Origin of the sequence: Mesorhizobium sp. M0778, assembly GCF_040320105.1 — a bacterium.
Taxonomy (GTDB): Bacteria; Pseudomonadota; Alphaproteobacteria; order Rhizobiales; family Rhizobiaceae; genus Mesorhizobium.
Genome location: NZ_JAMYPA010000003.1, coordinates 192,032 through 217,305, shown reverse-complemented (window position 1 = coordinate 217,305; position 25,274 = coordinate 192,032). Strand labels below are relative to the sequence as shown.

General features: G+C 63.7%; 28 protein-coding genes. 13 read left to right on the top strand and 15 right to left on the bottom strand.

Going from position 1 to position 25,274, the window contains the following annotated elements; all coding sequences use genetic code 11:
• Position 1: 1 nt before the first annotated feature.
• Genes NKI22_RS06620 through NKI22_RS06585 form a run of 8 tightly spaced genes read right to left on the bottom strand, consistent with a single transcriptional unit; the run spans position 2 to position 7,539 of the window.
• Positions 2-967, bottom strand: a complete 966-nt coding sequence (locus tag NKI22_RS06620; protein WP_352715844.1) for an ABC transporter permease — start codon at positions 965-967, stop codon at positions 2-4.
• Between the two features lie 5 nt (positions 968-972).
• The gene (locus NKI22_RS06615; protein WP_352715841.1) at positions 973-1,923 is read right to left on the bottom strand and encodes an ABC transporter permease; all 951 of its coding nucleotides are present in this window, start codon (positions 1,921-1,923) and stop codon (positions 973-975) included.
• Positions 1,920-2,663: an ATP-binding cassette domain-containing protein gene (locus tag NKI22_RS06610; RefSeq protein WP_352715838.1), complete on the bottom strand. Its 744-nt coding sequence runs from the start codon at positions 2,661-2,663 to the stop codon at positions 1,920-1,922. Before NKI22_RS06610 ends, NKI22_RS06615 begins: the two co-directional genes overlap by 4 nt.
• Positions 2,656-3,393 carry an ATP-binding cassette domain-containing protein gene (locus tag NKI22_RS06605; RefSeq protein ID WP_023716664.1) on the bottom strand — a complete coding sequence of 246 codons (738 nt, stop codon included), beginning with the start codon at positions 3,391-3,393 and terminating at the stop codon, positions 2,656-2,658. The genes NKI22_RS06610 and NKI22_RS06605 overlap by 8 nt, the downstream gene beginning before the upstream one ends.
• 57 nt (positions 3,394-3,450) lie before the next feature.
• Positions 3,451-4,638: an ABC transporter substrate-binding protein gene (locus NKI22_RS06600; protein WP_023716665.1), complete on the bottom strand. Its 1,188-nt coding sequence runs from the start codon at positions 4,636-4,638 to the stop codon at positions 3,451-3,453.
• Between the two features lie 22 nt (positions 4,639-4,660).
• On the bottom strand, positions 4,661-5,803 hold the full coding sequence (locus NKI22_RS06595; protein WP_198030453.1) for an ABC transporter substrate-binding protein: 1,143 nt from the start codon (positions 5,801-5,803) through the stop codon (positions 4,661-4,663).
• A gap of 20 nt (positions 5,804-5,823) precedes the next feature.
• On the bottom strand, positions 5,824-6,984 hold the full coding sequence (locus NKI22_RS06590; protein ID WP_023716667.1) for a CaiB/BaiF CoA transferase family protein: 1,161 nt from the start codon (positions 6,982-6,984) through the stop codon (positions 5,824-5,826).
• Between the two features lie 3 nt (positions 6,985-6,987).
• Positions 6,988-7,539, bottom strand: coding sequence for a MaoC family dehydratase (locus NKI22_RS06585; RefSeq protein WP_023716668.1), 552 nt, complete (start codon positions 7,537-7,539; stop codon positions 6,988-6,990).
• A 189-nt stretch (positions 7,540-7,728) separates the two neighbouring features.
• Between NKI22_RS06585 and NKI22_RS06580 the strand changes: the two genes are divergently transcribed.
• Positions 7,729-8,826 carry a lactonase family protein gene (locus tag NKI22_RS06580; RefSeq protein ID WP_023716669.1) on the top strand — a complete coding sequence of 366 codons (1,098 nt, stop codon included), beginning with the start codon at positions 7,729-7,731 and terminating at the stop codon, positions 8,824-8,826.
• Positions 8,827-8,833: 7 nt separating this feature from the next.
• Here NKI22_RS06580 and NKI22_RS06575 read toward each other — a convergent pair whose 3' ends face one another.
• Positions 8,834-9,547, bottom strand: coding sequence for a GntR family transcriptional regulator (locus tag NKI22_RS06575; RefSeq protein WP_023676076.1), 714 nt, complete (start codon positions 9,545-9,547; stop codon positions 8,834-8,836).
• 258 nt (positions 9,548-9,805) lie between these two features.
• Here NKI22_RS06575 and NKI22_RS06570 point away from each other — a divergent pair, with 258 nt between their 5' ends.
• The 6 genes from NKI22_RS06570 (at position 9,806) to NKI22_RS06545 (ending at position 15,737) form a co-directional block, all read left to right on the top strand.
• The gene (locus NKI22_RS06570; protein WP_023716670.1) at positions 9,806-10,894 is read left to right on the top strand and encodes an ABC transporter ATP-binding protein; all 1,089 of its coding nucleotides are present in this window, start codon (positions 9,806-9,808) and stop codon (positions 10,892-10,894) included.
• Between the two features lie 36 nt (positions 10,895-10,930).
• Positions 10,931-12,220: an ABC transporter substrate-binding protein gene (locus tag NKI22_RS06565; protein ID WP_023716671.1), complete on the top strand. Its 1,290-nt coding sequence runs from the start codon at positions 10,931-10,933 to the stop codon at positions 12,218-12,220.
• A gap of 197 nt (positions 12,221-12,417) precedes the next feature.
• Positions 12,418-13,329 carry an ABC transporter permease gene (locus tag NKI22_RS06560; protein WP_023716672.1) on the top strand — a complete coding sequence of 304 codons (912 nt, stop codon included), beginning with the start codon at positions 12,418-12,420 and terminating at the stop codon, positions 13,327-13,329.
• 4 nt (positions 13,330-13,333) lie between these two features.
• Positions 13,334-14,152 carry an ABC transporter permease gene (locus tag NKI22_RS06555; protein ID WP_023716673.1) on the top strand — a complete coding sequence of 273 codons (819 nt, stop codon included), beginning with the start codon at positions 13,334-13,336 and terminating at the stop codon, positions 14,150-14,152.
• Between the two features lie 2 nt (positions 14,153-14,154).
• Complete coding sequence (locus NKI22_RS06550; RefSeq protein WP_023716674.1) at positions 14,155-14,895, top strand: aspartate/glutamate racemase family protein; 741 nt, start codon at positions 14,155-14,157, stop codon at positions 14,893-14,895.
• A 5-nt stretch (positions 14,896-14,900) separates the two neighbouring features.
• A complete protein-coding gene (locus NKI22_RS06545; protein ID WP_023716675.1) occupies positions 14,901-15,737 on the top strand; it encodes a GNAT family N-acetyltransferase in 837 nt (278 codons plus the stop codon).
• A gap of 51 nt (positions 15,738-15,788) precedes the next feature.
• On the opposite strand, the gene NKI22_RS06540 is transcribed toward NKI22_RS06545, so the two are convergent.
• The 6 genes from NKI22_RS06540 to NKI22_RS06515 all read right to left on the bottom strand — a co-directional run bounded on the left by NKI22_RS06540 (position 15,789) and on the right by NKI22_RS06515 (position 20,723).
• Positions 15,789-15,935, bottom strand: coding sequence for a hypothetical protein (locus tag NKI22_RS06540; protein WP_023716676.1), 147 nt, complete (start codon positions 15,933-15,935; stop codon positions 15,789-15,791).
• A 76-nt stretch (positions 15,936-16,011) separates the two neighbouring features.
• Positions 16,012-17,304 (bottom strand): NAD(P)/FAD-dependent oxidoreductase, encoded by a 1,293-nt coding sequence (locus NKI22_RS06535; protein ID WP_352958306.1) that lies wholly within the window; start codon positions 17,302-17,304, stop codon positions 16,012-16,014.
• A complete protein-coding gene (locus NKI22_RS06530; protein WP_023716678.1) occupies positions 17,301-18,278 on the bottom strand; it encodes a branched-chain amino acid ABC transporter permease in 978 nt (325 codons plus the stop codon). The genes NKI22_RS06535 and NKI22_RS06530 overlap by 4 nt, the downstream gene beginning before the upstream one ends.
• The gene (locus tag NKI22_RS06525) at positions 18,275-19,183 is read right to left on the bottom strand and encodes a branched-chain amino acid ABC transporter permease (RefSeq protein WP_023716679.1); all 909 of its coding nucleotides are present in this window, start codon (positions 19,181-19,183) and stop codon (positions 18,275-18,277) included. The genes NKI22_RS06530 and NKI22_RS06525 overlap by 4 nt, the downstream gene beginning before the upstream one ends.
• A complete protein-coding gene (locus NKI22_RS06520; RefSeq protein ID WP_023716680.1) occupies positions 19,180-19,929 on the bottom strand; it encodes an ABC transporter ATP-binding protein in 750 nt (249 codons plus the stop codon). The genes NKI22_RS06525 and NKI22_RS06520 overlap by 4 nt, the downstream gene beginning before the upstream one ends.
• On the bottom strand, positions 19,926-20,723 hold the full coding sequence (locus tag NKI22_RS06515) for an ABC transporter ATP-binding protein (RefSeq protein ID WP_023716681.1): 798 nt from the start codon (positions 20,721-20,723) through the stop codon (positions 19,926-19,928). Before NKI22_RS06515 ends, NKI22_RS06520 begins: the two co-directional genes overlap by 4 nt.
• Before the next feature lie 125 nt (positions 20,724-20,848).
• Here NKI22_RS06515 and NKI22_RS06510 point away from each other — a divergent pair, with 125 nt between their 5' ends.
• The 6 genes from NKI22_RS06510 to NKI22_RS06485 are packed head-to-tail and all read left to right on the top strand — an operon-like array spanning position 20,849 to position 25,222.
• Positions 20,849-21,586, top strand: coding sequence for a GntR family transcriptional regulator (locus NKI22_RS06510; RefSeq protein ID WP_084642406.1), 738 nt, complete (start codon positions 20,849-20,851; stop codon positions 21,584-21,586).
• Positions 21,583-22,071: a DUF3830 family protein gene (locus NKI22_RS06505; protein WP_023716683.1), complete on the top strand. Its 489-nt coding sequence runs from the start codon at positions 21,583-21,585 to the stop codon at positions 22,069-22,071. Before NKI22_RS06510 ends, NKI22_RS06505 begins: the two co-directional genes overlap by 4 nt.
• On the top strand, positions 22,072-22,425 hold the full coding sequence (locus NKI22_RS06500) for a TIGR04076 family protein (protein WP_023716684.1): 354 nt from the start codon (positions 22,072-22,074) through the stop codon (positions 22,423-22,425).
• On the top strand, positions 22,422-23,477 hold the full coding sequence (locus NKI22_RS06495; RefSeq protein WP_023716685.1) for an aldo/keto reductase: 1,056 nt from the start codon (positions 22,422-22,424) through the stop codon (positions 23,475-23,477). Before NKI22_RS06500 ends, NKI22_RS06495 begins: the two co-directional genes overlap by 4 nt.
• 8 nt (positions 23,478-23,485) lie before the next feature.
• Positions 23,486-23,914 (top strand): DUF4440 domain-containing protein, encoded by a 429-nt coding sequence (locus tag NKI22_RS06490; RefSeq protein WP_023716686.1) that lies wholly within the window; start codon positions 23,486-23,488, stop codon positions 23,912-23,914.
• 48 nt (positions 23,915-23,962) lie between these two features.
• Positions 23,963-25,222, top strand: coding sequence for an ABC transporter substrate-binding protein (locus NKI22_RS06485; RefSeq protein ID WP_023716687.1), 1,260 nt, complete (start codon positions 23,963-23,965; stop codon positions 25,220-25,222).
• Positions 25,223-25,274 lie beyond the last annotated feature (52 nt).

Sequence of the window (25,274 nt, the reverse complement as noted above, 5' to 3'; positions counted from 1 at the left end):
CTCAGATGGTCGCCGACACGTACCGCTCGCGGCCGTAGAGCGAAACCAGGAGCACGATGACCAGGCCAAGTGCCGCCTGCACGGTCGAGGGTCGGAAGCCGAGGCCGATCAGCAGCGTGTTGATCTCCGTCAGCACCAGCACGCCGGCAATGGTGCCGAAATAGCTGCCGCGGCCGCCGACAAGGGCGGCGCCGCCGACCACCACTGCCGCAATCGTCTGGAACAGATAGGGCTGGCCGACATCACCATAGGCTGAGCCGGTGAAGCCGAGCAGCAGCACGCCGGCCGCGGCGGCGAAGAAGGCGCTCGCGGCATAGGTGACCGTCCACATCCGGACTGGATCGATCAGCGCCAGCGGCGCAGCACCTGGATTGCTGCCGAGGGCGTAGAGACGGCGGCCGTATGGCGTGCGCGCCAGCACCAGCGCCACCAGCAAGGTCAGCACCGCGACGCATGGCACCAGCCCCGGTACCGGCAGCGGTCCGACCGAACCGCCGATCGAAACGAAGGCGGAAACCGCTGCAGGCGCCGATCCGGATGGAAAGCCGCCGGTCCACAACAGGACGGCACCTTGCACGATCATGCCGACGCCGAGCGTGACGATCAGCGGGTGGATATCGAGCCCACGCGAGATCAGGCCGTTCAGCGCCCCGATCAGCAAGGCGAGCGCGCCGACGACCGCGCAGACAAGAGCAAAATTCCAGCCGCCGCCGTAGAGCTGTGCGGCAACGACATTGGCAAAGCCGATGATGAAGGGGATCGACAGATCGATGCCGCCGAGAATGACGACGAGGGTCTGGCCGATCGATGCCACCGCCAGCAGCGAGGCAATCACCAGCAGCGCCCGGATGGCGAACGGCTGGGAGTAGCCCGGAATGAGCAAGGTGCCAAGAAGATGCAAGGCGACAGCGACAGCAAAAGCACCGGCGACGCGGGCATTGGTGGATTGGAACCAGTTCCGGCTCATGCTTCTCAGCCTTTCCGCCCCGAGAGCCGCTCCTGCACTGCCGTCATGATGACGGCCACGACAAGGATCGCGCCATAGGCGATCTGCAGCACATAGGTGGAGACGTTGAAGGCGGTCAGCACGCTCTGCAGCAGGAAGATGTCGATAGCGCCGATCGCGGCCCCGGCGAGCCCGCCGCGCCCGCCGGCAAGGCTGACGCCGCCGAGCGCCACCGCGGCAATCGCGATCAGCGTGTAGGTTGGCCCGATATTGGGGTCGGCCGAACCGATCAAGGCGGTCAGCATCAGGCCGGCACAGGCGGCAAGTATGCCGGTCATGACATAGGCGATGAAACGCACTTTCGAGACTGGAACGCCGGCCGTGTAGGCGGCGCGGTCGTCGCTGCCCACCGCCATCAGCTGGTCGTAATAAGGCGTCTGCCGCACCAGCCACCAGAACAGGAAGATCAGCGACAGCGGCAGTGCCGACCAGGGTCCGGCCATCGCCTTCAGCCAGCCCGGCGCCGGCCCGATCGGCGCCGGCAGGATGGTCAGCGTCATGCCGGTGAGGATCAGATAGGTGCCTAGCGTTGCGACGATCGGCTGGATGCGGACGATGGTCGCCAGGAAGCCGTTGGCGGCGCCGACGACCGCGCCGATCAGAAGCGCCGCCGGCACGATGACCAGCGGCGAAGACATCCCAAGCCTGAGAAACAGCACCTGGATCACCATCGCATTGACCAAGCCCATCAGCGGCCCGACGGAAATGTCGATGCCGCCGCGCCCGGCGAGGATCACTGGAGCCGAGGCGAGCGCTGCGCCGATCAGCGGTGCGGCGAGCCCGATCAGCGCGCCCCAGGCGGCGGGATGGAAGCGCGCCGGATTGAGCAGCAGATTGACCGCGATCAGGATGACCAGCAGCACCGTCGCGAAGCCAGCGCCGCGCCATCGCGCCGCCATGCGCTGAAACCCGCTCATGCCGCGCGCCCGAACATGGCCGCGATCACCGTAGTGCTTTTCATCTCGTCGCCGGTGATTTCAGCCGCGACCTGCTGTTCGCGGAACACCAGCACGCGATGGCAAAGCAGCAGAATCTCTTCGATCTCGCTCGACAGGATGACCAGAGCCATGCCGTCCGCCGCGAGCCCACGGAACACGTCATAAAGGACATGCCGTGTCGCCACGTCGACGCCGCGCGTCGGATCGTTGAGGAGCAGGATCGCCGGTTCCAGCGCCAGTGCACGGGCCAGCAGCACTTTCTGCTGATTGCCGCCCGACAGCGTGGTGATCGGCGCGTCCGGTCGCGGCGCGACGATGGACAACTTGTCCCGGTAGCTCTCATAGCGCTGCCGTCGCCCGGCGAAGCTGAGCAGGCCGTACCGCATGTCGCGCGACAACGTCGAAACGGCAAAATTGTCGAGTACCGATTGGGTCGGAAAGATGCCGGTGGTGCGCCGGTCGCGCGGCAAATAGGCGATGCCGCAGGCGACCGCTTTGCGGAAATTGGTGATCGCGCGCGCCCCGGTTGGCGCCTCGACGGTCACCTCGCCGCCAGCCGGGCGTTCCAGACCGGCCAGCACTTTCAGGAACCGCTCCTGTCCATGGCCGTCGAGACCGGCAAGGCCGACGATCTCGCCTGGCGCAATGGTTTGCGTCGTGGGGCTTACGCCGGGCGCGATCACCAGGCCGCGCACCGAAAGGCCGGCGCGATCAGCCATGCGCCAGCTCCGCCGCCGTACGAGGCGCCATCGCCCTGAGAAGTTCGGATGCGGTGGACGTGCCGCGTTCCTCGGTCGTCACCACGCTGCCGCCGCGCAGCACGGAAATCCGATCGGACAGCGCCCTCACCTCGTCCATGCGATGCGTGATGAACAGGATCAGGCAGCCTTCCGAAGCAAGCTTGCGCATCATGGCGAAAACCGCCTCGCGATCGGCAAAGTCTAGCGCCGCCGTCACCTCGTCGAGGATGAGAATGCGCGGGTTGCGGACCACGGCGCGGGCGAGCACTACCAATTGCTGAACGGCAAGCGGCAATTGGCCGGCCAACTGGTCGAGCGGGATCTCGGTCACTGCGAATTGTTTCAGCACCGCTTGGGCGCGCTGCCGCCGCTCGGCGCGCGGCACCGTGCGCGTCAGCAAGCCGTCGAGGCCGAGCAGGATGTTGTCCGTCACCGAACGGTCAGGCGCGATCAGCACTTCCTGAAATACGGTGGCCAACCCGGCGCCCTGGAACGCCGCCGGCGAGAGGCCGGCAAAGGGCGCTCCGTCGAGCAGGATCGCGCCGCTGTCCGGCTGGACGATCCCGGACAGCAGCTTGACCAGGGTACTCTTGCCCGAGCCGTTCTCGCCCAGGATGGTGTGGATCGTGCCGGCGCGGAACGCGATGGAGGCATTGGCCAGCGCAATCGTTTCGCCGTAGCGCTTCGAGATGGCCTGGACTTCCAGCATGAGCAATCCTGATGGAGAAGACCGGCACCGCCCGTGCGGAGCCGGCCTTCATAAATGCTACTTGGCGCAGGCGTCCGGCACCTTCGAATAATCCCAGCCCTTGGTCGGTGCCGGATTGGCGAAGTAGGCATCGAGCCATTCCTCCGGCATCGGATCCTTCGGCGGGACCGGGAAGATCGAGACGGCGTCCGGCGTCATGCAGTCCTTGTACCAGGCCCCGAGGTCGGCATTGTGCACCGGCGGAATCGGGATCAGCAGCGTGTTGAGCTTCGGCTTCTGCCCATCGAGCATGCGCACGCCGACACGAAACAGCGTCTCGGCCGTCCAGTGCGGCAGAACCGCATGGCCTTCGAAGCGGTATTTGTCGGGATTGGCCTTCCAGTAGCCGAGCGCATCGCCGGTGATCGAGCCGGTGATCAGCGGGGCAGGGCGGCCGGCTTCGGCAAAGGCCTCGGCGACGACTCGGCTTTCGCTGCCGGTCGTCCACACCGCATCGATCGGCGCCGGATTGGTGGCGATCGCCTGCAGCACCGCCGTCTTGGTGACATTGGCCGTCCAGTTGCCGTTGACGCTGCGCGAGACCTTGAGCTTTGAATTTTCGGCCAGCGCCTTGTCGCCGCCCTGGCGCTCCTGCACGACGATCGGATGGCCGGCGATGCCTTCGACCAGAAGCACGCTGCCGCCGTCCGGCATCGCCTTGCCGATCGCGGTCATCATGTCGTAGCCCCAGCGGGCATAGTTGGAATCGACATTGATGGCATTCGGGCTGGTCACCGACCCAGCCGCCGTGATGAACGGGATGCCGGCTTTGGCTGCGGCATCGATGGCATCGTCCAACGCCGTCGCCGAGCCGGGGATCGAGGTGATGATCGAGCATTTCTTATCGATGAAGGCGCGGATCTGGTTGATCTGCTGACTGGCGTCGTTGTTGGAATCCGACACTTCGAAACTCGCCACCGTGCCGTCGGCGATCAGCCCGTCGACCAGCCGCTTCAACTCCTTAGTGACGGTGACGCGCCACGGATTGCCCTGGTAGGACTCGGAGTGGCACCATTTCCACGGCTTTGGCGGCGGCGTGAAATTGTCCCAGGCCGACGGCAGCATCTTCTGCGGCGCGCCGTCATATTGCGCCTTCAGTTCGGTCGGCAATCCAGCAATCACGCCCGAAACGTCTTGAGCGCAGGCTATGGTCGTGAGCGATGCAAGTGCGGTTGCGGCCATAAGGCCGCGGATCAGGCTGTTCATGTTCTCCTCCGTTCGGTTGTTTTCAGGCTCCTCCGCCGGCAACGCCGGACACCTGCGTCGAAAGGCTCTCCCGAAACAGGCGATTGAGATCGGCAACGACGCGAGCGGCATTGTGCCTTTCGCTCAGGCCAAGATTGACGCGATCTGACGCCGCCTGCTGGAAGGCCATGTAGCCGTCGTGCCGCGGCCTGACACAGGCACCTTCGAGTGTGGCTCGGGTGTCCTTGTAGAAATTGCCGGTGGCAGCGTTAACGGCGGCATCCTCCCAGGCTGCCGCATGGCCGGGCTGGCCGCCGCCCGAGGCGTAAGGGCCGCGCTGCACGTCACCGCTGGCGATCCAGTAGGCGAAGTCGATGGCCTCCTGCCTGGCCTTCGAAAAAGCTGACACGGCAATGCCAGTCCCGCCGAGCGCCGAGCCTTTGGGGCCGGCATTGCCCGCCGCCGGGATATCCGTGAAAGCCAGGCGGTTGGGTCGAAACCCGGCGATGGCATAGGAGACATAGCCATAGATCAGCGGTGCACAGGCGATCCGCGAGCCGGATCCGGCCATTTGCTCCAGAACCGCTATCGGATCCATGCCAAGGCAGGCCGGATCGACGAGGGCCGCGATCTCGCGCATCATCTCGAAAACCTGCTTGCCGGTTGCCGGGTCCACATGGTCGCCAGGGCCTTCACCGGCGGGCCGGCCGAGAGTGCCGGCAAGCGTGTAGAACACCATCAGCGAATGCGGCGGCCTGAGCGGCAACAGCACGTGGCCTTGCCGGGCCAGATCGAGGGCATAGGCCCAGTTCGCCGGTGCAGCCGAAAGCATGTCCGGCCGCCAGGCCTCCACCTGGCTTGCCGCGTCGATCGGAAACGCCCACTGCCGGCCTTGCCAGTTGTAGCTCGGAAAGGACCGGCCGACACTGCCCGCCGCAAGTGCTGCACGTTCGGCTTCCCGGCCGGCCGCATCGAGCGGCGTCAAACAATTCTCGGCGGTGATCTGGCCGACATGCGGATGGTCGATGACGATCAGGTCGTAGGCACGGGCCAGTTCTTCGACCGGGAAGGATTCGAAATCCTGCAGCGAGCGCTTGTCCCATTCGATGGCGACGCCGGTGCGTTCCGTCCACAGCGCTGAACAGGCGACCATCGGGTCATAGCCGCGCGGATGGCTCCAGGTCATGCCTTTGAGCGTCACGTCGCTCACAGCCCGAACTCCTCGCGGATCTTTGCGCTGTGCTCGCCGATGCGTGGCGCGGCCCGCTCGACCTTGGCGCGGATGCCGTCGACCCTGAGCGGCGAGCGCGTGGTGAGGATCGAAACGTCATCCTCGCGCGTCACCGTCTGCAGCATGTCGAGAACCTTGAAGCCTTCGCTGGCCATCATTTCCGGCCAGGTCAAAACCTTGGCGCACCAGATGTCGGCAGGTTCGAGAATGGCAAGCCATTCGTCGACCGTCTTCGTCGCGATTTTTTGCGCGATGATCGCCTTGATCTCGTCGCGGGCGGTGAACCAGGTCGACGGCTGATCGCGGTAGGGCGCAAGCTCTTCGAGGCCCAGAAGATCGGCCAGCTTCGATATCGGCGTCATGGCGATCGCCAGATAACCGTCCTTGGCCGGATAGACGCCGTAGGGCGCCGACAGATAGGCATGGGCGCTGCGGAAAGATGACCGCCGCGGCAGCCGGCGTCCGTCATTGAGATGCGTCGTCAGCACCTCGAACTGGAAGTCGACCAGTGCTTCGAGCAGGCTGGTCTCGACATGGCTGCCCTTGCCGGTCACGCCGCGCCGCACCAGTGCGGCAAGGATGCCTTGCGCGGCGGCGGAGCCGGCCAGCATGTCGGCGATGGCCAGCCCGAAGGGCACCGGCCCCTGGTCCTCGTCGCCGTTCAGCCACATCACGCCGGAGCGGGCCTGCGCCAGCAGATCCTGACCGGGCCGCTTGACCCAGGGGCCTTCCTCGCCATAGCCGCTGATCGAGGCATAGACCAGGCGCGGATTAATCTTGCGCACCGCCTCGTAATCGAAGCCCAGGCGTTCGATGACGCCGGGCCTGAAATTCTGGATCAGCACGTCGGCCTTGGCCAGCAGGCCGCGCAGCGCCGCAAGATCGGCCTCGTCCTTCAAGTCGATGGCAAGGCTTTCCTTGGCGCGGTTGATGGCATGAAAAATGGTGGAATCGCCACCGATCTCGGTATCGCTGAGATAAAGCCGGCGCGACAGGTCGCCGCCATCCGGCCGTTCTATCTTGATGACGCGGGCGCCGAGGTCGAGCAGTCTGAGTGAACAGTAAGGCCCGGACAGGAACTGGCTCATATCGACGACGATGAGCCCGGTCAGCGGCAGTTCGGCAATGGCAGCCATTGCCTATCTCTCCGTCTTGCCGGCGAAATCGGCCGGATTGCGGTACTTCACCGTCTGCAGGTGCTCGCAATAAAGCACGAGCTCGCCTTCGCCCTTGAAGACTTCATAGCTGGCGCGGATCAGCCCCATTTCCTTGTATTTCGGCTTCTTGTCGAGGTTGGAGCGGATCGAATAAATCGTGTCGCCGATGAACACCGGCTTGATGAAGCGCAATTTGTCGTAGCCATACGAAAAGGCGTTGATGCAATTGGTGGCGACGAGCCCGAGCCCGGCCGAGAACACGAAGGCGCCGGCGACCAGCCGCTTACCGAAGATGCCTTCCGTTTCAGCGAACATCTGGTCCTGCACGTATGGATGGATGTCGAGCACCAGCGTATTGAAGAGATGGCTGTCGCCCTCGGCAATGGTCCGGCGCAGCGAACGGATTTTCTGGCCGACCGGCCAGTCTTCGTAGAACCAGTTCTCCGCGTTCCAGACGGCAAGGTCGGCGTGTTCCTTCGGCATGTTGGCGGGGTGTGTCGATGCCACGCCAACGGTCGGCGCGAAGCCGCTCATGACGACTTCCTCTGGGAGCGGGAATCGTCCATCAGGGCGCGCCGCAGACCAGCGAAATGCATCATCGATCCTCCCGTCAATCTTCTTTTGTGAATAGTATTTTCACATATGGGGTTGTGTTGCAAGCGAGTCTCAGCGAAATTTTGCTGCGATCCGCGGCGGCCAACGCCGGCGGAACAGGAGGAAATGATGCAGAATGCCTGTCTGGTTTTCGTCGGCAGCCTCAACCGCGACGCCCCATATTTTCAGGGCGCGCGCGGCGTCGGGCTGGGCGTCTATAGTTTCGACGAGGGGGCGCTGGAGACGAAGAAACTGGCCGAGACGGGAGGCATCGACAATCCGACCTTCCTGTCGGTGACGCCGGATGGCTCCTACATCTACGCCAATTCCGAAGTGTTCACCTGGCGCGAAGGCGCGGTCTCGGCCTACCGTTTCGACAGGCAGGCCGCCACGCTGTCCTACATCAATAAGCAGCCGACGCTGGGCAGCATAACGGCGCACAACACCATCACGCGCGACCGGACGAAGCTATTGGTCGCCAATTACGGCATGGGCGAGGGTGGCCCCGATCGCTCGGTCGTGGTCTTCGGGCTGCGCGATGATGGCGGCCTGACCGCGCCATTGTCGAGCGTCGCCCATAGCGGGACCGGACCAGACCTCGCACGCCAGGAGCGGCCGCATGCCCATAGCGTAACCGAGACGGTTGCCGGCGGTGTTGCGATCGTCGCCGACCTCGGCATCGACCGGCTGGTGTCCTACCGCATCGGCTCAGACTGCAGCCTGACCAAACTGGCCGAGTCGGCGCTTGCGCCGGGCGCAGGTCCGCGCCATCTCGCGCTGCATCCCGGCGGCCGCTTCGTGTTCGTCATGAACGAACTGGATTCGACGGTCGTCTCGCTGGCGCTGGACGAAGCATCAGGCAAGCTTACAGTGGTCGACAGCAAGCCGGCCGTGCCGGCCGAGGCACGCGACGGCAATCACTGTGCCGACATCCAGATCTCGCCCGACGGCCGCTTTCTCTACGGCTCCAATCGCGGCCATGACAGCATCGCCGTGTTTTCGATCGACCAGCAAACCGGCAGGCTTGCCCTTGTCGACTATACGCCTTGCGGCGGTGCCACGCCGCGCAATCTGGCACTGACGCCCTCGGGCGGCCATCTGTTCTCGGCCAACCAGAATGCCGACCGCATCTCGATTTTCGCCCGTGATGCCGCAACCGGCCGGCTGACCGACACCGGCCGATCCATCGGCATTGGCACGCCGATGTGCGTGAGGATCGTGCGTTGACGCGATCTCAGAACTCGAGCGCCTGCCTGAGTGCCGGGCCGCTCCTGACACGCAAATCGAGGTCGGCCTCGATATGGTCGATGTGGTGCAGCATCAGCGCGCTGGCGCGTTCGGCATTGCCATTTTCCAGCGCCTCGAGGATCTGCGTGTGTTCGTTGTGGCCGCAGCTCGAGATACCCGAGCGGCCATAGAGTGCGATCACCAGAGATGAACGAGCGACCAGCTCCTCCATGAAGCGCTGCAGGATGACGTTTCCGGCGACCGACGCCAGAAGCAGGTGAAAATCTCCCGACGCCTTGATCTCCGATCGCCTTGCGTTCGGTCCGCGTTCGGCAATGAAGCGGCCCTCTTCATCGAGCTGGGCTTTGAACGCGGCGACATGCGCCGGCGTCATCCGCCCAGCCGCGGCGATTGCGATTCCGGGCTCGATCAGTCGGCGCGAAGCAAAGACCTGCCGCGCTTCCTCCGGCGACGGATTGGCGACGAAGGCGCCGCGATTGCGTTCGGTGCGCACCAATCCCTCGAAGGAGAGCATCTGCAGTGCGGCGCGCGCCACGGTGCGGCTGACATCGAACAGCGTGCCGACTTCGCCTTCGGAAAGCTTGGTTCCCGGCGCCAGCCGGCGATCGACGATGGCGTCGCGCAACTGGTCGCGAATCGCCTGCGCGCGATCCTCGTTGGCGGCCTCGATGGCAGGGAAAGTCTGGTCGGCAATGTTCATGGCGATGGTCCTGCGTTCTTCTACCCTGAATCGCATCGCTTGGACGAGAGACAAAGTGAATACAGGGATGGAAAAGATTGCATACGATTTTTGCGAGGATCGGCGGCGATCGCCTATAATTTGTGCATTGCACAAGGATGCCGTATCGGCAGCCATGTAGATGCAGCCCTGATTTCTTCGAGGATTCAGTCGGTTGGTGCACCGGCGCGCAACTGGCACACATGATGCTTTGGCTAATCCGACCAAAGGGGAAGCTGGATGTCCAAAGCCGCCGAAATCGACATTGTGTCCGTTTCGAAAGTCTATGGCGCGACGACTGCCGTCGAAGGCATCAGCCTGAAAATCCCTGCGGGAACCTATTGCTGCCTGCTCGGTCCGTCCGGCTGTGGCAAGACCTCGACGCTGCGCATGATCGCCGGGCACGAGAGCATATCGAGCGGCGATGTGCGGCTCGGCAACACAGTGGTCACCGACCTGCCGCCGGCCAGGCGCGGCACTGCCATGATGTTCCAATCCTACGCGCTGTTTCCGCATCTCGACCTGATCGACAATGTCGCGTTCAGCCTGAAGATGAAAGGCGTCGGCAAGGAGGAGCGCCGCGCCAAGGCACTCGACATGCTGAAGCTGATGCAGATGGAGGCTTATGCCAGCCGCCGTCCGGCGCAGCTGTCCGGCGGCCAACAGCAGCGTGTTGCTCTCGCCCGCGCGCTGATCACCGATCCCGAGGCGCTGTTGCTCGACGAACCGCTTTCGGCGCTCGATCCGTTCCTGAAGATCCGCATGCGGGCCGAACTGAAGAAGCTGCAGACGTCGCTCGGCATCACTTTCGTCCACGTCACCCACAGCCAGGAAGAGGCGATGGCGCTGGCCGACCTGATAGTGGTCATGAACGATGGCCGTATCGAGCAGGCGGCGCACCCTCGCACGGTGTTCGAGCGGCCGGCTACGGCCTTCGTCGCTCGTTTCATGGGCGACCACGATGTCCTCTCCGGCCGCGTCACCGGTAGTCGCGACGGCATGGTCGTTTTCGATGTGCCCGGCGGCGTCACGCTCGCCGCCAGTGGGCAGGGCAGGGAGACCGGGGAGCCCATCGACATCGCCATTCGCACCGACCACGTGCGGATCGGCGAGCCGCCCGCGGCGGGGCTCGGCTTCACTGGCATCGTTTCAAACGTCGAGTACCGCGGTTCGACCGTGAAGCTCTCGGTCAATGGCGCGGGCATCGAGGATTTCACGGTGATCGTCGACGACACCAGCTTCTTCGCCAGCCCGGTTGCCGTCGGCGACGCAGTGCCGATCGCCTGGGACGCCGAGGACGCGATCGTCCTTGGCCGTCTCGATTCCTGAAATCCAGCATAACCAACCAAAACAGGGGAACTGAACATGACCAACACCACAGACAAGAAGACTGGAATATCGCGTCGCTCGCTGCTCAAGACAGGCGCCGCCGCCGTCGGTTTTGCCGCCGGTTCCGGCGCTATATCAGGCTTTCCGACCATCTGGGCGCAATCGAACATCACGTTGCGCCAGTTCGGCACCGGCGTGTCCAACCTCAATGCCATCGCCGACAAGTGCAAGGCGGATCTCGGCATCACGCTGGAGATGACGGCAACCGATTCCGATGCCGCCGCCCAGCGCGCGGTAACGCAGCCCGACAGCTACGACATCGCCGATATCGAATACTGGATCTGCAAGAAGGTGTTTCCGACAGGCGTCCTGCAGCCGATGGATGTCACCAAGCTGAAATACTACGACGAGCTCGTGCCGCTGTTCAAAACCGGCAAGCTGACGCCGGACAGCGTCATCGCCCAGGGCACCGCGCCGCACACGGTCGGTTACGTCGAGGCGCAGGACAGCAAGGTATTCGCCAAGGCGCCGACCAATTGGTTCACCATGGTGCCGACGATCTACAATGCCGATACGCTCGGCATCCGCCCCGACCTCGTCGGCCGTGACATCACCACCTGGGCCGACATCATGGATCCGGCCTTCAAGGGCAAGACAGCCATCCTCAACATCCCGTCGATCGGCATCATGGATGCGGCGATGATCATGGAAGCCACTGGCAATATCAAATATGCCGACAAGGGCAACATGACCAAGGAGGAGATCGACAAGACCATCGATTTCCTCATTAAGGCCAAGCAGGACGGCCAGTTCCGTGCCTTCTGGAAGTCCTTCGACGAAAGCGTCAACCTGATGGCTTCAGGCGAAGTGGTGATCCAGTCGATGTGGTCGCCGGCCGTGGCCGCGGTCCGCTCCAAGGGCATCGCGTGCCGGTTCCAGCCGCTCAAGGAAGGCTACCGGTCCTGGGGTGGCGGGCTTGGCCTGGCAGCCCATCTCTCCGGCGCCGAACTCGATGCCGCCTATGAATACATCAACTGGTACACGTCCGGTTGGGTGGGCGGCTACCTCAATCGCCAGGGCTACTACTCGGCCAACATGGTGTCGGCCAAGAAGTTCATGTCCGAGGACGAATGGGGCTACTGGATCGAAGGTAAGCCAGCAAAGGGCGATATCCTGTCGCCGGACGGCAAGGTCATGGAAAAGGCAGGCGCCGTGCGTGACGGCGGCTCGTTCGAAGAGCGCATGGGCAAGGTCGCCTGCTGGAACTCGGTCATGGACGAGGACCGCTATATGGTAAAGCGCTGGAACGAGTTCATCGCTGCTTGATGCCCTCTGCCTTCTCCCCTTGTGGGAGAAGGTGGATTGGCGCGCAGCGCCAAGACGGTTGAGGGGTGCTGGACGGAGCACTGTTGGTGCCACGCTGGAACACCCCTCATCCGACCGAGCTTCGCTCGGCCACCTTCTCCCACAGGGGGAGAAGGGAACACCCCTCAGTCGCATCGCCGACTTGGACCGAGAGATAGATGGCAGTAGCGCTCGAACAATCCACGCACGTTACGTCTGCGAAGCCGGCCAGACCTAGGCGCTCCTTTGCCGGCGTCGCACCCTATCTCCAGGCGGCACCGCTGGCGCTGATCCTCGGCGCGTTCCTCCTGTTGCCGATCCTGATGATCGCCGTGGTCTCATTCTGGGACTACGATTTCGCGGCGATGTATCCGGATTTCCTGACCACCAACTATGCCGACACGCTCGGCTCCTGGGTCACCTGGAAAACCTATCTGAACACGCTGAAATACGCCGCCATCGTTTGGGCGCTGACGCTGTTCATCGGTTTCTGGGTCGCCTATTTCCTCGCCTTCCACATCAGAACCACAGCCATGCAGATGGTGCTGTTCCTCGTCTGCACCGTGCCGTTCCTGACCTCCAACATCATCCGCATGATCTCGTGGATTCCAGTGCTTGGCCGCAATGGCCTGGTCAACTCGACGCTGGTGCAGATGGGGCTGATCCCGAAGCCGATCGAATGGTTGCTCTATTCCGAATTCGCCGTGGTGCTGGCCATGGTGCATCTCTATACGCTGTTCATGGTGACGCCGATCTTCAACACGCTGATGCGCATCGACAAGTCGTTGGTCGAGGCCGCGCGCGACGCCGGCGCTTCCGGCTGGCAGGTTCTGTGGAACGTCGTCATCCCGCTTGCCAAGCCCGGCATGGCGATCGGCACCATCTTCGTCGTCACCCTGGTGATGGCCGACTTTTCGACGGTGCAGGTGATGTCCGGCGGCCAGAGCGCCTCTGTCGCGCTGATGATGAAAAACCAGATGTCGCTGCTGCAATATCCGGCAGCCGCCGCCAACGCCGTCGTGCTGCTGGTGCTGGTGCTGTTGATGGTCGCGGGCATCCTGCGCATCGTCGATATTCGCAAGGAGCTGTGAGGCGATGAGCCACGACAAGCGCACCTTCGAATTCTACGTGCTGGCGGCCTTCTTCGCGCTTTTCGTGCTATTCCTATACGGCCCGCTTTCGGCGATCCTTATCCTGTCCTTCCAGGGCGAGAATGGCGGTCTGACGTTTCCGTTGAACGGCGTTTCGCTGCACTGGTTCGCCAATCTGTTCGAGCGCCAGGCGGTCGGCGATTTCGGCGGCAGTTTCAAACGCTCGCTCGTCCTTGGCCTGATGGTGATGATCGTCACGGTCGTCGTGTCGCTGCTTGCCGGCCTTGCCTTCCGGCAGAAATTTCGCGGCGCAACTGCCTTGTTCTATCTGGCCGTCGCCAGCCTCGTCGTGCCGTCGATCATTATCAGCCTCGGCATCGGCGTCGTCTTTCAGCAGGTCGGCTTCCGCCCCGCCTGGTACACCTCTGCTTTCGGCGCCCATCTGACCTGGACCTTGCCTTTCGGCGTGCTGATCATGTTCGCGGTCTTCAACCGGTTCTCGCCGGCCTATGAGGAAGCCGCGCGGGATCTCGGAGCATCGTCGTGGCAGACCTTCGCCCATGTCGTTCTGCCGATGATCGCGCCCAGCCTGATCGGTGTCGGCCTGTTCGGCTTCACTCTGTCATATGACGAGTTCGCCCGCACGCTGATGACCTCGGGGACCTTCAACACGCTGCCGCTCGAAATCTACGGCATGACGACGAATGTGACGACGCCGGTGCTCTATGCGCTCGGTACAGTGACGACCGTGTTTTCCTTTCTGGTGATCCTGCTGACGCTCGGCGCAATCGTCTATGTCGGCCGCCGCCGGGAGCGTGCCTGACAGTGCAGATCCTCGTGGTCAATCCAAACACCACCGCCAGCATGACCGAGACTATTGCGGCGGCGGCCCGATCGGTCGCTGGTCAATCGACGAAGATCGTTGCCGTCACCTCGACGATGGGCCCGGTTTCGATCGAAGGCTATTATGATGAAGCGCTTGCCGTACCCGGCCTGCTGGTCGAGATCGCTGCCGGCGAGCGCTCAGGCGCGCAGGCTGCGATCATCGCCTGTTTCGACGACACCGGCCTCGACGCCGCACGCGCCATGGCCAACATTCCGGTCATCGGCATTTGCGAGGCAGCGCTCAGCACGGCCTCGTTCATCGCCCAGCGCTTCACCGTCGTCACCACCACCGGACGCTCGCACGTGCCGGTCGAAGGGTTGGTGCAGCGCTATGGCATGGCGGGGCGCGCGCGCGTGCGCGCTGCCGATATCCCGGTTCTTGCCCTCGAAGATCCGGCATCCGATGCGCTCCTGAAGCTGCGCAACGAGATTGCGCGCGCCATCGACGAGGATCGCGCCGAAGCGATCGTGCTCGGCTGTGCCGGCATGGCCGACTTGGCGGCCGCGCTGCAGCGGGAATTCGGGCTTCCGGTCATCGACGGCGTCGGCGCCGCAGTCAAGCAGGCCGAGGCCTTGATAACGCTTGGCCTGACGACATCCAAGCGCGGCGCCTATGCAAGCCCATTGGCAAAGCCCTATCATGGTGCGTTGAAGTCCTTCGCGCCTGATGCCGCCGAGTGATCGCAATGCCCCGAACGATCCGAACGCTCGCACGTGAAGAAGTGCAAACCCTTGTCGATTGGGCGGCGGCGGAAGGCTGGAACCCCGGCCTCAGCGACGCCGCGCTGTTCCAGGCAGCCGACCCGCAGGGCTTCATCGGCGCCTTTGTCGACGGCGAGATGGCGGCCGGCATTTCAGCCGTTGCCTATGGCGAGGAATTCGGCTTCATCGGCCTGTATATCTGCCGGCCGGACAGGCGTGGCCAAGGCCATGGTAAGGCCGTTTGGGATGCCGGCATGGCGCGGCTCGACAACCGCACGATCGGCCTCGACGGCGTCGTCGAACAACAGGCCAACTACCGCAGCATGGGTTTTGCGCCGGCCTACCGGACGATACGGCTCATGGGGTCGTCGAATGCCCCGGCAGCCGCCGGCAGCGACATTCGCGCCGTAGGGCCGGAACTCGTGCCGGACATACTGGACTATGACCGCCGCTTCTTTCCCGGCCCGAGGCGATCCTTCCTGGAGCACTGGCTGCGCCCGCCGCATATGGCCCATGCGATCGTCAAGCACGGCGCCATTGCAGGATATGGCGTCGCGCGCCAATGCCGGGACGGCTGCAAGATCGGCCCGCTCTTTGCCGACAGCCTGGATGCAGCGAGCCGTCTCTTCGCCGCACTCGCGCACATGTCCGGTCCCGGAAACGTCCATCTCGACGTGCCCGAGACCAGCGGGCAATTTGCAGATTTGCTGTCGTCCGCCGGCCTTCAACCCGGCTTCGAGACAGCTCGGATGTACAAGGGAAGGGCGCCGCAGCTCATGCAGTCCGGGGTTTTTGCGATAACGACGTTGGAGCTTGGCTGAAACGGTGCAAGCCGACGTCTACCGTAAAGTCGGGCAACACGAATACCTGGTCTATTTTTCCTGAACCGAAATGCCGGAATCGTCGATACGAAGTTCCACGCCTTTCGGCTTAGTCTCCTCGCGATAAACATAGATGCCCAAGGCAATGACGGCGACGACCAAAGCGCCGATGATGAGATAAAGATAGTTCTGCTTCATCCGCTGTCGTTAACAACATGATGTGGGCGAGTCTAGCAGTTCGGGTATCAGGACGGCGGACGGACACGCGCGTCGATCAGCCATCCAGCCGGTCGCGCAGCATGCTCCAGGGGAGCACCATGTTTGGTGCATGCCGCATCAGGCTGTGGAACGGGATCGGCGACGACGGTCCAAACGGCAGCGGCAAATCCTGAGGCTTTGTTCCATCAGCCCAGTCGGCAAGCACCTGGCCCATGGCAGTCGTCATGGCGATGCCGCGCCCATTGCAGGCAAAGCCCGCAACCAGGCCGGGGCCGAGATCGACGAGGCGCGGCAGGAAGTCGGGCTCGACTGCAGCCATACCCGACCAGCTGTAGTCGATCGGCGGCATTCCCGGGAGATCGAGATGCCTGGCAAGCCGTCGCCAGATTGCCTGCGGCACCCGAGTGTCGGCACCGAGGCTAAGAACATGCATGCCGCCGGTTATCAGCCTGTTTTCGCCATCGAAGCGGAAGGTGAAGAGATTGCGCCTTGTGTCGCCGACGCCTTGCCCTCCTGAAAGCAGGCGGGTGCGGTATTCGCGCGGCAGCGGCGCCGTCGCGATCTGGAAGATTTTCAGCGGGAAATAGGTTCGCTGCAGCGCGCGATCCAGCGCCCCGCCATAGGCGTTGGTGGCGACCAGCACTTTTTCGGCACGCACCGAACCGGCGGCCGTCTTCAAAGCCCAACCATCGCCTATGTGATCGATCGACGCGACACGCGTATGCTCGAAGATGCGCGCTCCGGCCTTTTCCGCCGCGTCGGCCAATCCGCGCGCATATTCGACCGGATTGAGGACGCCACCCGACCTGTCCATCCAGCCACCGAGATAACCGCGAACGCCGGTCAGCTCTTCGACCGCCTGTCTGTCCAGCGCGACAGTCTGTCTTCCGCGTTGTGCCCATTGTTCGGCGCGCGATCTGGTCTTTTGCAAAGCGGCCGGTGAATGGGCTGGTTGTATCCAGCCGCTCTGGACGGCATCGCATTCGATGGCATGCCGCTTGATCAGGGCAAAGACGAGGTCGGCGCTGCCGGCGGCGAAATCGACAAGGCGTTCGCCGCGTTCGGGCCCAAGCTGGGCAATGATATCGTCGGGGTCTCTTTTCGCGAAATTCGGCACGACGAAGCCGGCGTTCCTGCCGGTTGCCCCCCAGGCGATGATTTCCGCCTCGAGGACGGCCACCGAGATGCCTCTTTCGGCGGTGTGCAGCGCGGTTGAAAGGCCCGAAAACCCGCCGCCGACAATTGCCAGATCGACATCGAGTGCGCCTTCGAGGGTGGGCCGGTCGCGGCGACTGCGGCTGACGGCATGCCAAAGGGAAACGCCGTGCGGCCGGGTCACAGCGTTCATGAGCCGCTCTCGCTCGGGGCCACGCGTGCACGCTTGCCGAACCTTGGACGCCGCGGCCTGTCGCCAAACAGGCCGTTCGGCCTGACCAGAAGGATGACGCACAGCATCACGCCGATGGCGACGATCTGCAGCGAAGCGGCGCGGGCCTGCTGTTCCGGCGAGAACAACATACTGGTCAAGGCTCCCGATCCGGCCCATATCGCCCAGACCAGGATGCTGCCGATGACGGCGCCGATATTGCTGCCCGAGCCGCCGACGATCAGCATCACCCAGACCTGGAAAGTCAGCGCCGGCAAATAATTGTCCGGGGCGATGAAGCCGGTGAAATGCGCCTGCAGCGCACCGGCCAGCCCCATGATGGCGCCGCCGACGGCAAAGGCCTGGACCCGGTAGAACCGCGCGCTTTTTCCCAGGGATATCGCGGCCCGCTCATCCTCGCGAAGCGCCTTCAACACGCGCCCCCACGGGCTGCGCGACAGATGCTCCAGCGCGAGATAGACGATCAGCGTCACCACCGAGACGACGGCAAGATTCGACAGGTTGAACAGTAATGGGGTTTCGGCAAGACCGCCGAACGGACGCGGAATGAAGCCGATGCCGAACGGGCCGCCGGTCAGCGTCTGGGCATTGAGAGCCACCAATTGCACGACGACGGCGACGCCAAAGGTGGTGATCGCCAGATAGTCCGATCTCAGGCGCAGCGTGGCGATGCCGGTGATGGCGGCGGCGACACCGCCCACCAGCATGGCGCCGAGCCAGCCGACAAGGATCGGCAGATCGAAGCCGCCGAGTCGCGCGGCATCGTCGGGCGTGGTCAGCAGTGCCGAGGTGTAGGCGCCGATGGCAACGAAGCCGGCGACCCCGACATTGAAAAGCCCGGTCAGCCCCCATTGCAAATTGAGCCCGAGCGTGACGAGCGAAAAAATCAGCGCGGTGGTCAGGAAGAAAGCGCCGTAGCCGAGCAGATCCATCAGCGTTCCCCCACTCCGAAAAGGCCGATAGGCCGCACGAACAGCACCGCCATCAGGATGATGAAGGAGATGGCCGCCCGCCATTCGGCGCCGATCAATTGCACCGCGCCGGCTTCGGCCAAACCGATGATCAAGCCGCCGAGAACGGCGCCGGGTACACTGCCGATGCCGCCGAGGATGGCGGCCGCGAACATCGGCAGCAGCATCTCGAAACCCATGAACGGGCGGATCTGAATGAGCATGCCGATCATGACGCCGGCGACACAGGCCAGCCCCCCGCCGATGATCCAGGTGACGCGCACGACTTTGGCGACGTCGATACCGACAATGCGGGCAAGTGCCGCGTTCTGGCTCAACGCCTGCATCGAGCGGCCGGTCTGGGTACGCGTCATCAAAAGATGTACGCCGAGCACCAGAACGGCGGTCAGCAGCAGCAGCGCGATTTGGTCCGGGGTGATGCGAATGCCGAAGCCTATCGGCATGGCGATCTGGATCGCCCGGCTGAAATAGGTCGGACGCGAGGTGAAGATGAATTCGAGCAGGCTTCTCAGCGCCATCGAGGCGCCGAAGCTCGCCATCACCACGATGATCGCCTGGCCCTTGGCGCGCAGCCGCGCGAACAGCACCATGTCGAGCGCCAGCGCCAGCAGGCCGGTGGCCGCCATGCCGATGATGAGCGCGACGATCAGCGGCCAGCCGAAGGAGAGGGGTGCGATCGGCGCGATCTTGCCGAACATCGCGCCGATAGCGCCAACCACGGCGAGCGTCGCATAGGCGCCCCAGGCCATGAAGTCGCCATGGGCGAAGTTCGAGAAGCGCAGGATTGAATAGGTGAGCGTCACGCCGATGGCGCCGAGGCCGATCATCGAGCCTGCCAGCAGCCCGTCGGCGACGAATTGCAGGTTCATGCCGCGCCTCCTTTTCCAAGGTCGGGGCGGCGCTGGCCAAGATAGAGCTCGGCGACGACAGGATCGTTCCAGAGCTCGGAGGCGATGCCCTGGTGCCGGTCCTTGCCCTCGACCAGCACGTAGGCGCGATCGCCGATCGCAAGCGCTGCCTTGGCGTTCTGTTCGACCAGCAGAATGGTGACGCCGGATTTGCGGATACCGGCCAGCATCTCGAACACCATCGCCACGAATTTCGGTGACAGGCCGGCCGACGGTTCGTCGAGCACCAGCACCGTGGGATGGACGATCAACGCCCGGGCGACGGCCAGCATCTGCCGCTGTCCGCCCGAGAGATTGCCCGCGGCCGTTCTGCGCTGACGGGCGAGATCGGGAAAGGCCGCATACATTTCCTCGATGCGGGCAGGGATCTCGCGCGGCCTCAGGATGCCGCAGGCGACCTTCAAATTGTCCTCGACCGACATCAGCGGGAAGATGTTTTCGGTCTGCGGCACGAACGCAAGGCCAAGGCGGACCATGGTGTGGGCGGGCGCCGCCGTGATGTCCTTGCCGTCCAGCAGCACGGTGCCGCCGGTGATCGGGACAAGGCCGGCGATGGCCTTGATAAGGCTCGACTTGCCGGCGCCGTTGGGACCGAGGACGACGACGATCTCGCCCTGGTCGACGGTGATCGAAGCGCCGCGCACGATCGGCACGCCGGGCTCATAGCCGGCTTCGAGACCGCGGACGTCGAGTACCGTTTGGCTCATGCAGCGCCTCCGAGATAGGCCTCGATGACGCGCGGGTCGCGCGCAACCTCGTCCGGAGTGCCCTCGCACAGCAGCTGGCCGCTTGCCATGACCAGCACCCGGTGGCAGAGCCGCGTCACCATGTCGATATTGTGCTCGATCAGCAGGAAGGTGATGCCGCGCGCATTGATGTCGCGGATGCGGTCGATAATGATCTCGAGCAGGGTTGCGTTGACCCCGGCCGCCGGCTCGTCGAGCAGGATGATCGCCGGGTCGGCCATCATCACGCGGGCCAGTTCGAGCAGCTTGCGCTGGCCGCCTGAAAGCACGCGCGCAGGTTCGTGCGCGAGGTGAGCGATCGTGACGAGCTCAAGCAGTTCGACGGCTCTTGTCTCGGCAGCCCTTTCTTCGGCAGCGACCCGCCGGGGCGTCAGGAAATTGGCGAGCAGTTTTTCTCCGGCCTGCCCTTGCGCGGCCAGCATAACGTTTTCGATCAGCGTCAGGTTAGGCAAGGGCCGGGGGATCTGGAACGTGCGGCCAAGGCCGCGGCCAATGCGGCGATGGGCAGCTTCCCCCGACACCGATACGCCGTTGAGAAGGATTTCGCCGCTGGTCGGCAGGATGCTGCCGGCCAGCAGGTCGAACATCGTCGTCTTGCCGGCGCCGTTCGGGCCGATAAGGCCGAGTATTTCGCCTGGCTGGACGTCAAACGAGACATTGTTGACCGCGACAAGGCCGCCGAAGCGTCTGACGACGTTCCTGGCCGTCAGAACCGGCGTGCGGATCTCCTCCTGCCGTTCTGTCGTGTCGCCCATCAATCCCTCTGGCCGAAAGCGATCTTCGCCGCCTATGATTTGTGATCACACTTGCTTTGATCACGCTATTCGGCTTTAATTTCTTCCGCAAGCCGAAAACGGGCCGAATGGCCACCGGGAACGCCATGCAGAAGGCCGCCATCGAACGGAATAACGAAACGATCGCAGCCCAGCTTACGCCGGTCGGCCGCGAAACCGTGCAGGATCGCGTCTATTCGGAGCTGCGCCGTGCCTTGATCGGCGGCCTTTTTGAGCCGAGTCAGGTGCTGACCATCCGTGGCCTCGCCGACGCGCTGATCACCAGTACCATGCCGGTGCGTGAGGCGCTCGGGCGGTTGATCACGGAGAAGGCGCTGGAGGCGCTTCCCAACCGCTCGGTGCGCGTGCCGCCTATCACGCTGGAGCGTATCGACGACCTCTTGCGCGCCCGCTCCCTCATAGAGGGCGAAGCGATAGCACTTGCCGCTACGCGCATGAATTCGCGCCAGATAGCCACGGTCGAAGCCATGCTGGGCCAATGGGACGAGATGCGGGCGCTGAAGCACAAGAAGGATATCGACCGCGAGGCGACGCTCAACCAGAGCTTCCACTTCGAGATCTACCGATGCTGTGGCTCCGCCGTGCTGATCCCGATGATCGAGAGCCTGTGGCTGCAATCCGGGCCGTGCATTCGCGTGGCCATTTACGCATTTTCCGATGCCGGTGAAGTCGATACCGCCCACTACCATCGTAGTATCGTCGCAGCGCTTTCCAGGCAGGATGCCCAGGCAGCGCGCGAGGCGCTGGTGGCGGACATCAGCCGGCCCTTCGCCTTCCTGCGCGACAAGCTCCAATCCGCAAGCAAAGAAGGATTGAGAGCATGACGACGCCTGGCATCAGGATCACCGAGCCACGCTCGAAGCTTTCCGTGACCGCGCTGCTGTTGCCTGAAAAGGCGCCCGACAACGCCGCCTTCCTGCTGGCCTATCTCGAGCAGCCGCGCGTCGTTGCCGGCATCCATGCGATGTGGACCGGGCCGGAAATCTCCTGCCCGGTTCCATCAGCCGAACTTGAGGGCCAAACCTATGCCAGGCCCTTGCCGGCGGAGAACGCAACGCTAACGCCGCAGCCGGGTGACATCGTGTTGTCCTACGTGCCGCCGCGCATGTGGGGCGGCAACCCGAATGCCATCTTCGACATCGGCTTGTTTTATGGACCGGGCGCGCGCTTGCTGTTCCCGATCGGCTGGCTTGCCGAAAGCGTCGTCGCGCAGGTGCGTCCCGAAGAGCGCGATCAATTCGCTGCCGCCTGTGGCGCGATCCGCCGCAACGGTGCCTGTGACATCACCTTCACCCGGGTGGAGATCTGAATGGCCGACGACAGTTTCGAACTCTTCGACCTTCGCGTCGAGGCGGTCGTCCCCGAGGGCAAGCCGATCTATTGCGGTGCCAAGGCCGGCGACTATTTCGAGTTGAAGGGCGAGATGCTGTCGATGCCGACGGGGCAGGGCTTCTCGATCTATTCCATTGCGGCAGTGTTGCCGCTTCTGGCCGCAAAGCAACGCCCGACCCACAGGAACGACTGGATGACTTCGGATGCCGAGATCGCCTGTCCAGATCCCAATTGCGCCAGCCGGCTCAGGATCGTCAGGACCGGCAAGCGGCGGTTCAGTCATTCAGAAACCACGGCTGTGCCACTGCCCAAGGAGACTGACCAGAGATGACCGCCAAGGCGTTCGAGCTCAGCCCCGGCTACACGATCTCGCGCGTCATTCGTGGCGGCTGGCAGCTTGCCGGCGGGCACGGCGCGATCGACCGCCAACAGGCGGTAACCGACCTGATCGCCACGTTCGACGCCGGCATCGGGACCTATGACTGTGCCGACATCTATACCGGCGTCGAGGAACTGATCGGTGCCGCGCGCCTGCGGCTTGCCAATGAGCGCGGCCTCGACGCCGCCGCCAAGATGAAGGTGCACACCAAGCTGGTGCCTGACCTCGAAAGGCTTTCCAGCATCAGCCGCGACTACATCAGCAGCATCGTCGACCAGTCGCTGCGGCGGCTGAAGACCGAGCGGCTCGATCTCGTTCAGTTCCATTGGTGGGACTATGCGCTGCCGGGCTACGTCGATGCGATGGGCTGGCTCAACGACCTGCGGCTCCGAGGCAAGGTGCGCAACATCGGCACCACCAATTTCGACACGCCGCGGCTGGCCGAGATCCTGGCCGCCGGCGTGCCGCTGGTCAGCCAACAGCTGCAATACTCGGTACTCGACCAGCGGCCGGCCAACAGCCCTGCGGCGCTCGCCAGCCAGCACGGCGTCAGTTTCCTCTGCTACGGTTCGGTGGCGGGCGGCTTCCTCAGCGAAAAATGGCTAGGCGTTGCCGAGCCACAAACGCCACTCGAAAACCGGTCGCTGGTCAAATACAAGCTGATCATCGACGACTTTGGCGGTTGGGAGCTTTTCCAGGAGTTGCTTCGCACACTGAAGGCCGTCGCCGACCACCACGGCGTCGACATCGCCACCATCGCCAGCGCCTGGGTGCTGGAGCAGCCGCAAGTGGCGGCCGTCATCGTCGGCGCCCGCAACCAGGCGCACGCCCTTGCCAATGCCAGAATCATGGACATCGCGCTCGATGCCGACGACCGGGCGAGGATCGCTGCCGTGATCGCGCAAAGCCGTGGGCCGCTGGGCGACGTCTACACATTGGAACGCGACCGTCACGGCCGCCACGGCTCGATCATGCATTACAATTTGAATGCAGGCAGGAAATGAGCGCGGCCATGGACGAGAAGCCCTCCTTGCTTTCCCGCGCCAGTGCCGAAGTGGTCGATCTCCACCGCTTCTTCGTCGACTGGTTCAATGCGGCGAGTGCGGACAATGCAGATTTCAGCCGCTTCGAACGCGTCATGGGCGAAGGCTTCTGCATGGTTGCGCCGGACGGTCAGGTCCTCGATCGTGACGCGGTGCTCGACCATGTCAGGGCAAGCCGCGCCACCTCTGATGGCGATTTCAGTATCTCGATCGAGGATATCCGGGCCGGCTGGCAGTCAGACGACACGATCGTCGTCTGTTACATCGAAGCACAGCAGCGCGGCGGCAAGCACAGCCGCCGCCGCTCGAGTGCGGTCTTCACCACCAGCTCATCGGCGCCCAACGGCGTCGAATGGCGACATCTGCATGAAACCTGGCTGCAGATGCCGGAAGACTGAACAGGCTCAAGGCGTCAATGAGAGTCGTGTAACGAAAGGGGAACAACAATGAAAAAGACCATACTTCAGATCACCACTGCGCTGGCTCTGGTGACAGCGGCCGGTGCAGCGCAGGCCGCGGATTGCAAGATCACGGTCGGCCTCGTCATGGAACTGACCGGTCCCGCCGGCGAATACGGCCAGGCCGGCGCAAAATCGGTCGAAATGGCCTTCCGCGATATCAACGAGGCGGGCGGCGTGCGCGGCTGCGACCTAGCAACCGACACCCGCGACAGCCAGAGCCAAGGCAACATCGCGGTCGATGCCGCGACACAACTCGTGCAGGTCAAGAAGGTGCCGGTGATCATCGGCGGCATCATTTCCTCGGTGTCGATCCCGATCCTGACCTCGGTCACCGCTCCGGCCAAGATCGTCCAGGTGTCGCCTGCTTCCTCGTCGCCGACGCTGACGGCGCTTGGGCGCGACGGCAAGACCAACGGCATCTTCTTCCGCACCATCACATCTGATGCGCTGCAGGGTGTCGCTGCCGCCAAATACGCCATCGACAAGGGTTTCAAGAAGCTGTCGGTCATCCACGTCAACAACGACTTCGGCGTTAACATGGTGGCGGAATTCTCACGCGCCTATAAGGCGCTCGGCGGCACCATCGTCTCCGACACGCCCTACAATGAAAAGCAGTCGAGCTATGCCTCGGAAGTGACCGCGGCGATGGCCGGCGAACCGGACGGGCTTTATCTCGTCAGCACGCCTGTCGACGGCGCGACCATCGCCCGCACCTGGATTTCGCAGGGCGGTGTCCAGAAGTTCCTGCTCAATGACGGTATGAACAGCCCGGACTTCATCGAATCCGTTGGCGCGGATTACCTGAAGGATGCGTACGGCACTTCCTCCGGCACCAGCCCGACCGCATCGACCGAGTATTTCACCAAAAACTACAAGGAATTTTCGGGCATCGAACCCTCGAACCCGGCGGCCGATCGATCCTATGATGCCGGCGCCATCGTCGGCTTGGCCATCGCCATTGCCGGCTCTGAGGATCCGGCCAAGATCAAGGACGCGATGTACAAGGCGGTCGACCCGGCCGGCACGCCGATCTATGCCGGCAAGGACGAGTTCGCCAAGGCGCTCGGCCTGATCAAGGAGGGCAAGCCGATCCGCTACGAAGGCGTCATCGGTCCGGTCGCCTTCGATAAGTATGGCGACATCACCGGCCCGTTCCGGCTCTGGAAGATCGTCGACGGCAAGGTGACGACCGACGGCGAAATGACGACGGATGACGTCAACGCCTTGCAGGCGAAACTTCAGTAAGCGCCTATGCCCCGTCCGGCATCGATCCCATTTCATTGAGGTCGATGCCGGA

Excerpts from the sequence above, each read along its gene's own strand:
- NKI22_RS06620 (WP_352715844.1), bottom strand. The coding sequence starts at position 967 with ATGAGCCGGAACTGGTTCCAATCCACCAATGCCCGCGTCGCCGGTGCT.
- NKI22_RS06615 (WP_352715841.1), bottom strand. The coding sequence starts at position 1,923 with ATGAGCGGGTTTCAGCGCATGGCGGCGCGATGGCGCGGCGCTGGCTTC.
- NKI22_RS06610 (WP_352715838.1), bottom strand. The coding sequence starts at position 2,663 with ATGGCTGATCGCGCCGGCCTTTCGGTGCGCGGCCTGGTGATCGCGCCC.
- NKI22_RS06605 (WP_023716664.1), bottom strand. The coding sequence starts at position 3,393 with ATGCTGGAAGTCCAGGCCATCTCGAAGCGCTACGGCGAAACGATTGCG.
- NKI22_RS06600 (WP_023716665.1), bottom strand. The coding sequence starts at position 4,638 with ATGAACAGCCTGATCCGCGGCCTTATGGCCGCAACCGCACTTGCATCG.
- NKI22_RS06595 (WP_198030453.1), bottom strand. The coding sequence starts at position 5,803 with ATGACCTGGAGCCATCCGCGCGGCTATGACCCGATGGTCGCCTGTTCA.
- NKI22_RS06590 (WP_023716667.1), bottom strand. The coding sequence starts at position 6,984 with ATGGCTGCCATTGCCGAACTGCCGCTGACCGGGCTCATCGTCGTCGAT.
- NKI22_RS06585 (WP_023716668.1), bottom strand. The coding sequence starts at position 7,539 with ATGAGCGGCTTCGCGCCGACCGTTGGCGTGGCATCGACACACCCCGCC.
- NKI22_RS06580 (WP_023716669.1), top strand. The coding sequence starts at position 7,729 with ATGCAGAATGCCTGTCTGGTTTTCGTCGGCAGCCTCAACCGCGACGCC.
- NKI22_RS06575 (WP_023676076.1), bottom strand. The coding sequence starts at position 9,547 with ATGAACATTGCCGACCAGACTTTCCCTGCCATCGAGGCCGCCAACGAG.
- NKI22_RS06570 (WP_023716670.1), top strand. The coding sequence starts at position 9,806 with ATGTCCAAAGCCGCCGAAATCGACATTGTGTCCGTTTCGAAAGTCTAT.
- NKI22_RS06565 (WP_023716671.1), top strand. The coding sequence starts at position 10,931 with ATGACCAACACCACAGACAAGAAGACTGGAATATCGCGTCGCTCGCTG.
- NKI22_RS06560 (WP_023716672.1), top strand. The coding sequence starts at position 12,418 with ATGGCAGTAGCGCTCGAACAATCCACGCACGTTACGTCTGCGAAGCCG.
- NKI22_RS06555 (WP_023716673.1), top strand. The coding sequence starts at position 13,334 with ATGAGCCACGACAAGCGCACCTTCGAATTCTACGTGCTGGCGGCCTTC.
- NKI22_RS06545 (WP_023716675.1), top strand. The coding sequence starts at position 14,901 with ATGCCCCGAACGATCCGAACGCTCGCACGTGAAGAAGTGCAAACCCTT.
- NKI22_RS06540 (WP_023716676.1), bottom strand. The coding sequence starts at position 15,935 with ATGAAGCAGAACTATCTTTATCTCATCATCGGCGCTTTGGTCGTCGCC.
- NKI22_RS06535 (WP_352958306.1), bottom strand. The coding sequence starts at position 17,304 with ATGAACGCTGTGACCCGGCCGCACGGCGTTTCCCTTTGGCATGCCGTC.
- NKI22_RS06525 (WP_023716679.1), bottom strand. The coding sequence starts at position 19,183 with ATGAACCTGCAATTCGTCGCCGACGGGCTGCTGGCAGGCTCGATGATC.
- NKI22_RS06520 (WP_023716680.1), bottom strand. The coding sequence starts at position 19,929 with ATGAGCCAAACGGTACTCGACGTCCGCGGTCTCGAAGCCGGCTATGAG.
- NKI22_RS06515 (WP_023716681.1), bottom strand. The coding sequence starts at position 20,723 with ATGGGCGACACGACAGAACGGCAGGAGGAGATCCGCACGCCGGTTCTG.
- NKI22_RS06510 (WP_084642406.1), top strand. The coding sequence starts at position 20,849 with ATGCAGAAGGCCGCCATCGAACGGAATAACGAAACGATCGCAGCCCAG.
- NKI22_RS06505 (WP_023716683.1), top strand. The coding sequence starts at position 21,583 with ATGACGACGCCTGGCATCAGGATCACCGAGCCACGCTCGAAGCTTTCC.
- NKI22_RS06500 (WP_023716684.1), top strand. The coding sequence starts at position 22,072 with ATGGCCGACGACAGTTTCGAACTCTTCGACCTTCGCGTCGAGGCGGTC.
- NKI22_RS06495 (WP_023716685.1), top strand. The coding sequence starts at position 22,422 with ATGACCGCCAAGGCGTTCGAGCTCAGCCCCGGCTACACGATCTCGCGC.
- NKI22_RS06490 (WP_023716686.1), top strand. The coding sequence starts at position 23,486 with ATGGACGAGAAGCCCTCCTTGCTTTCCCGCGCCAGTGCCGAAGTGGTC.
- NKI22_RS06485 (WP_023716687.1), top strand. The coding sequence starts at position 23,963 with ATGAAAAAGACCATACTTCAGATCACCACTGCGCTGGCTCTGGTGACA.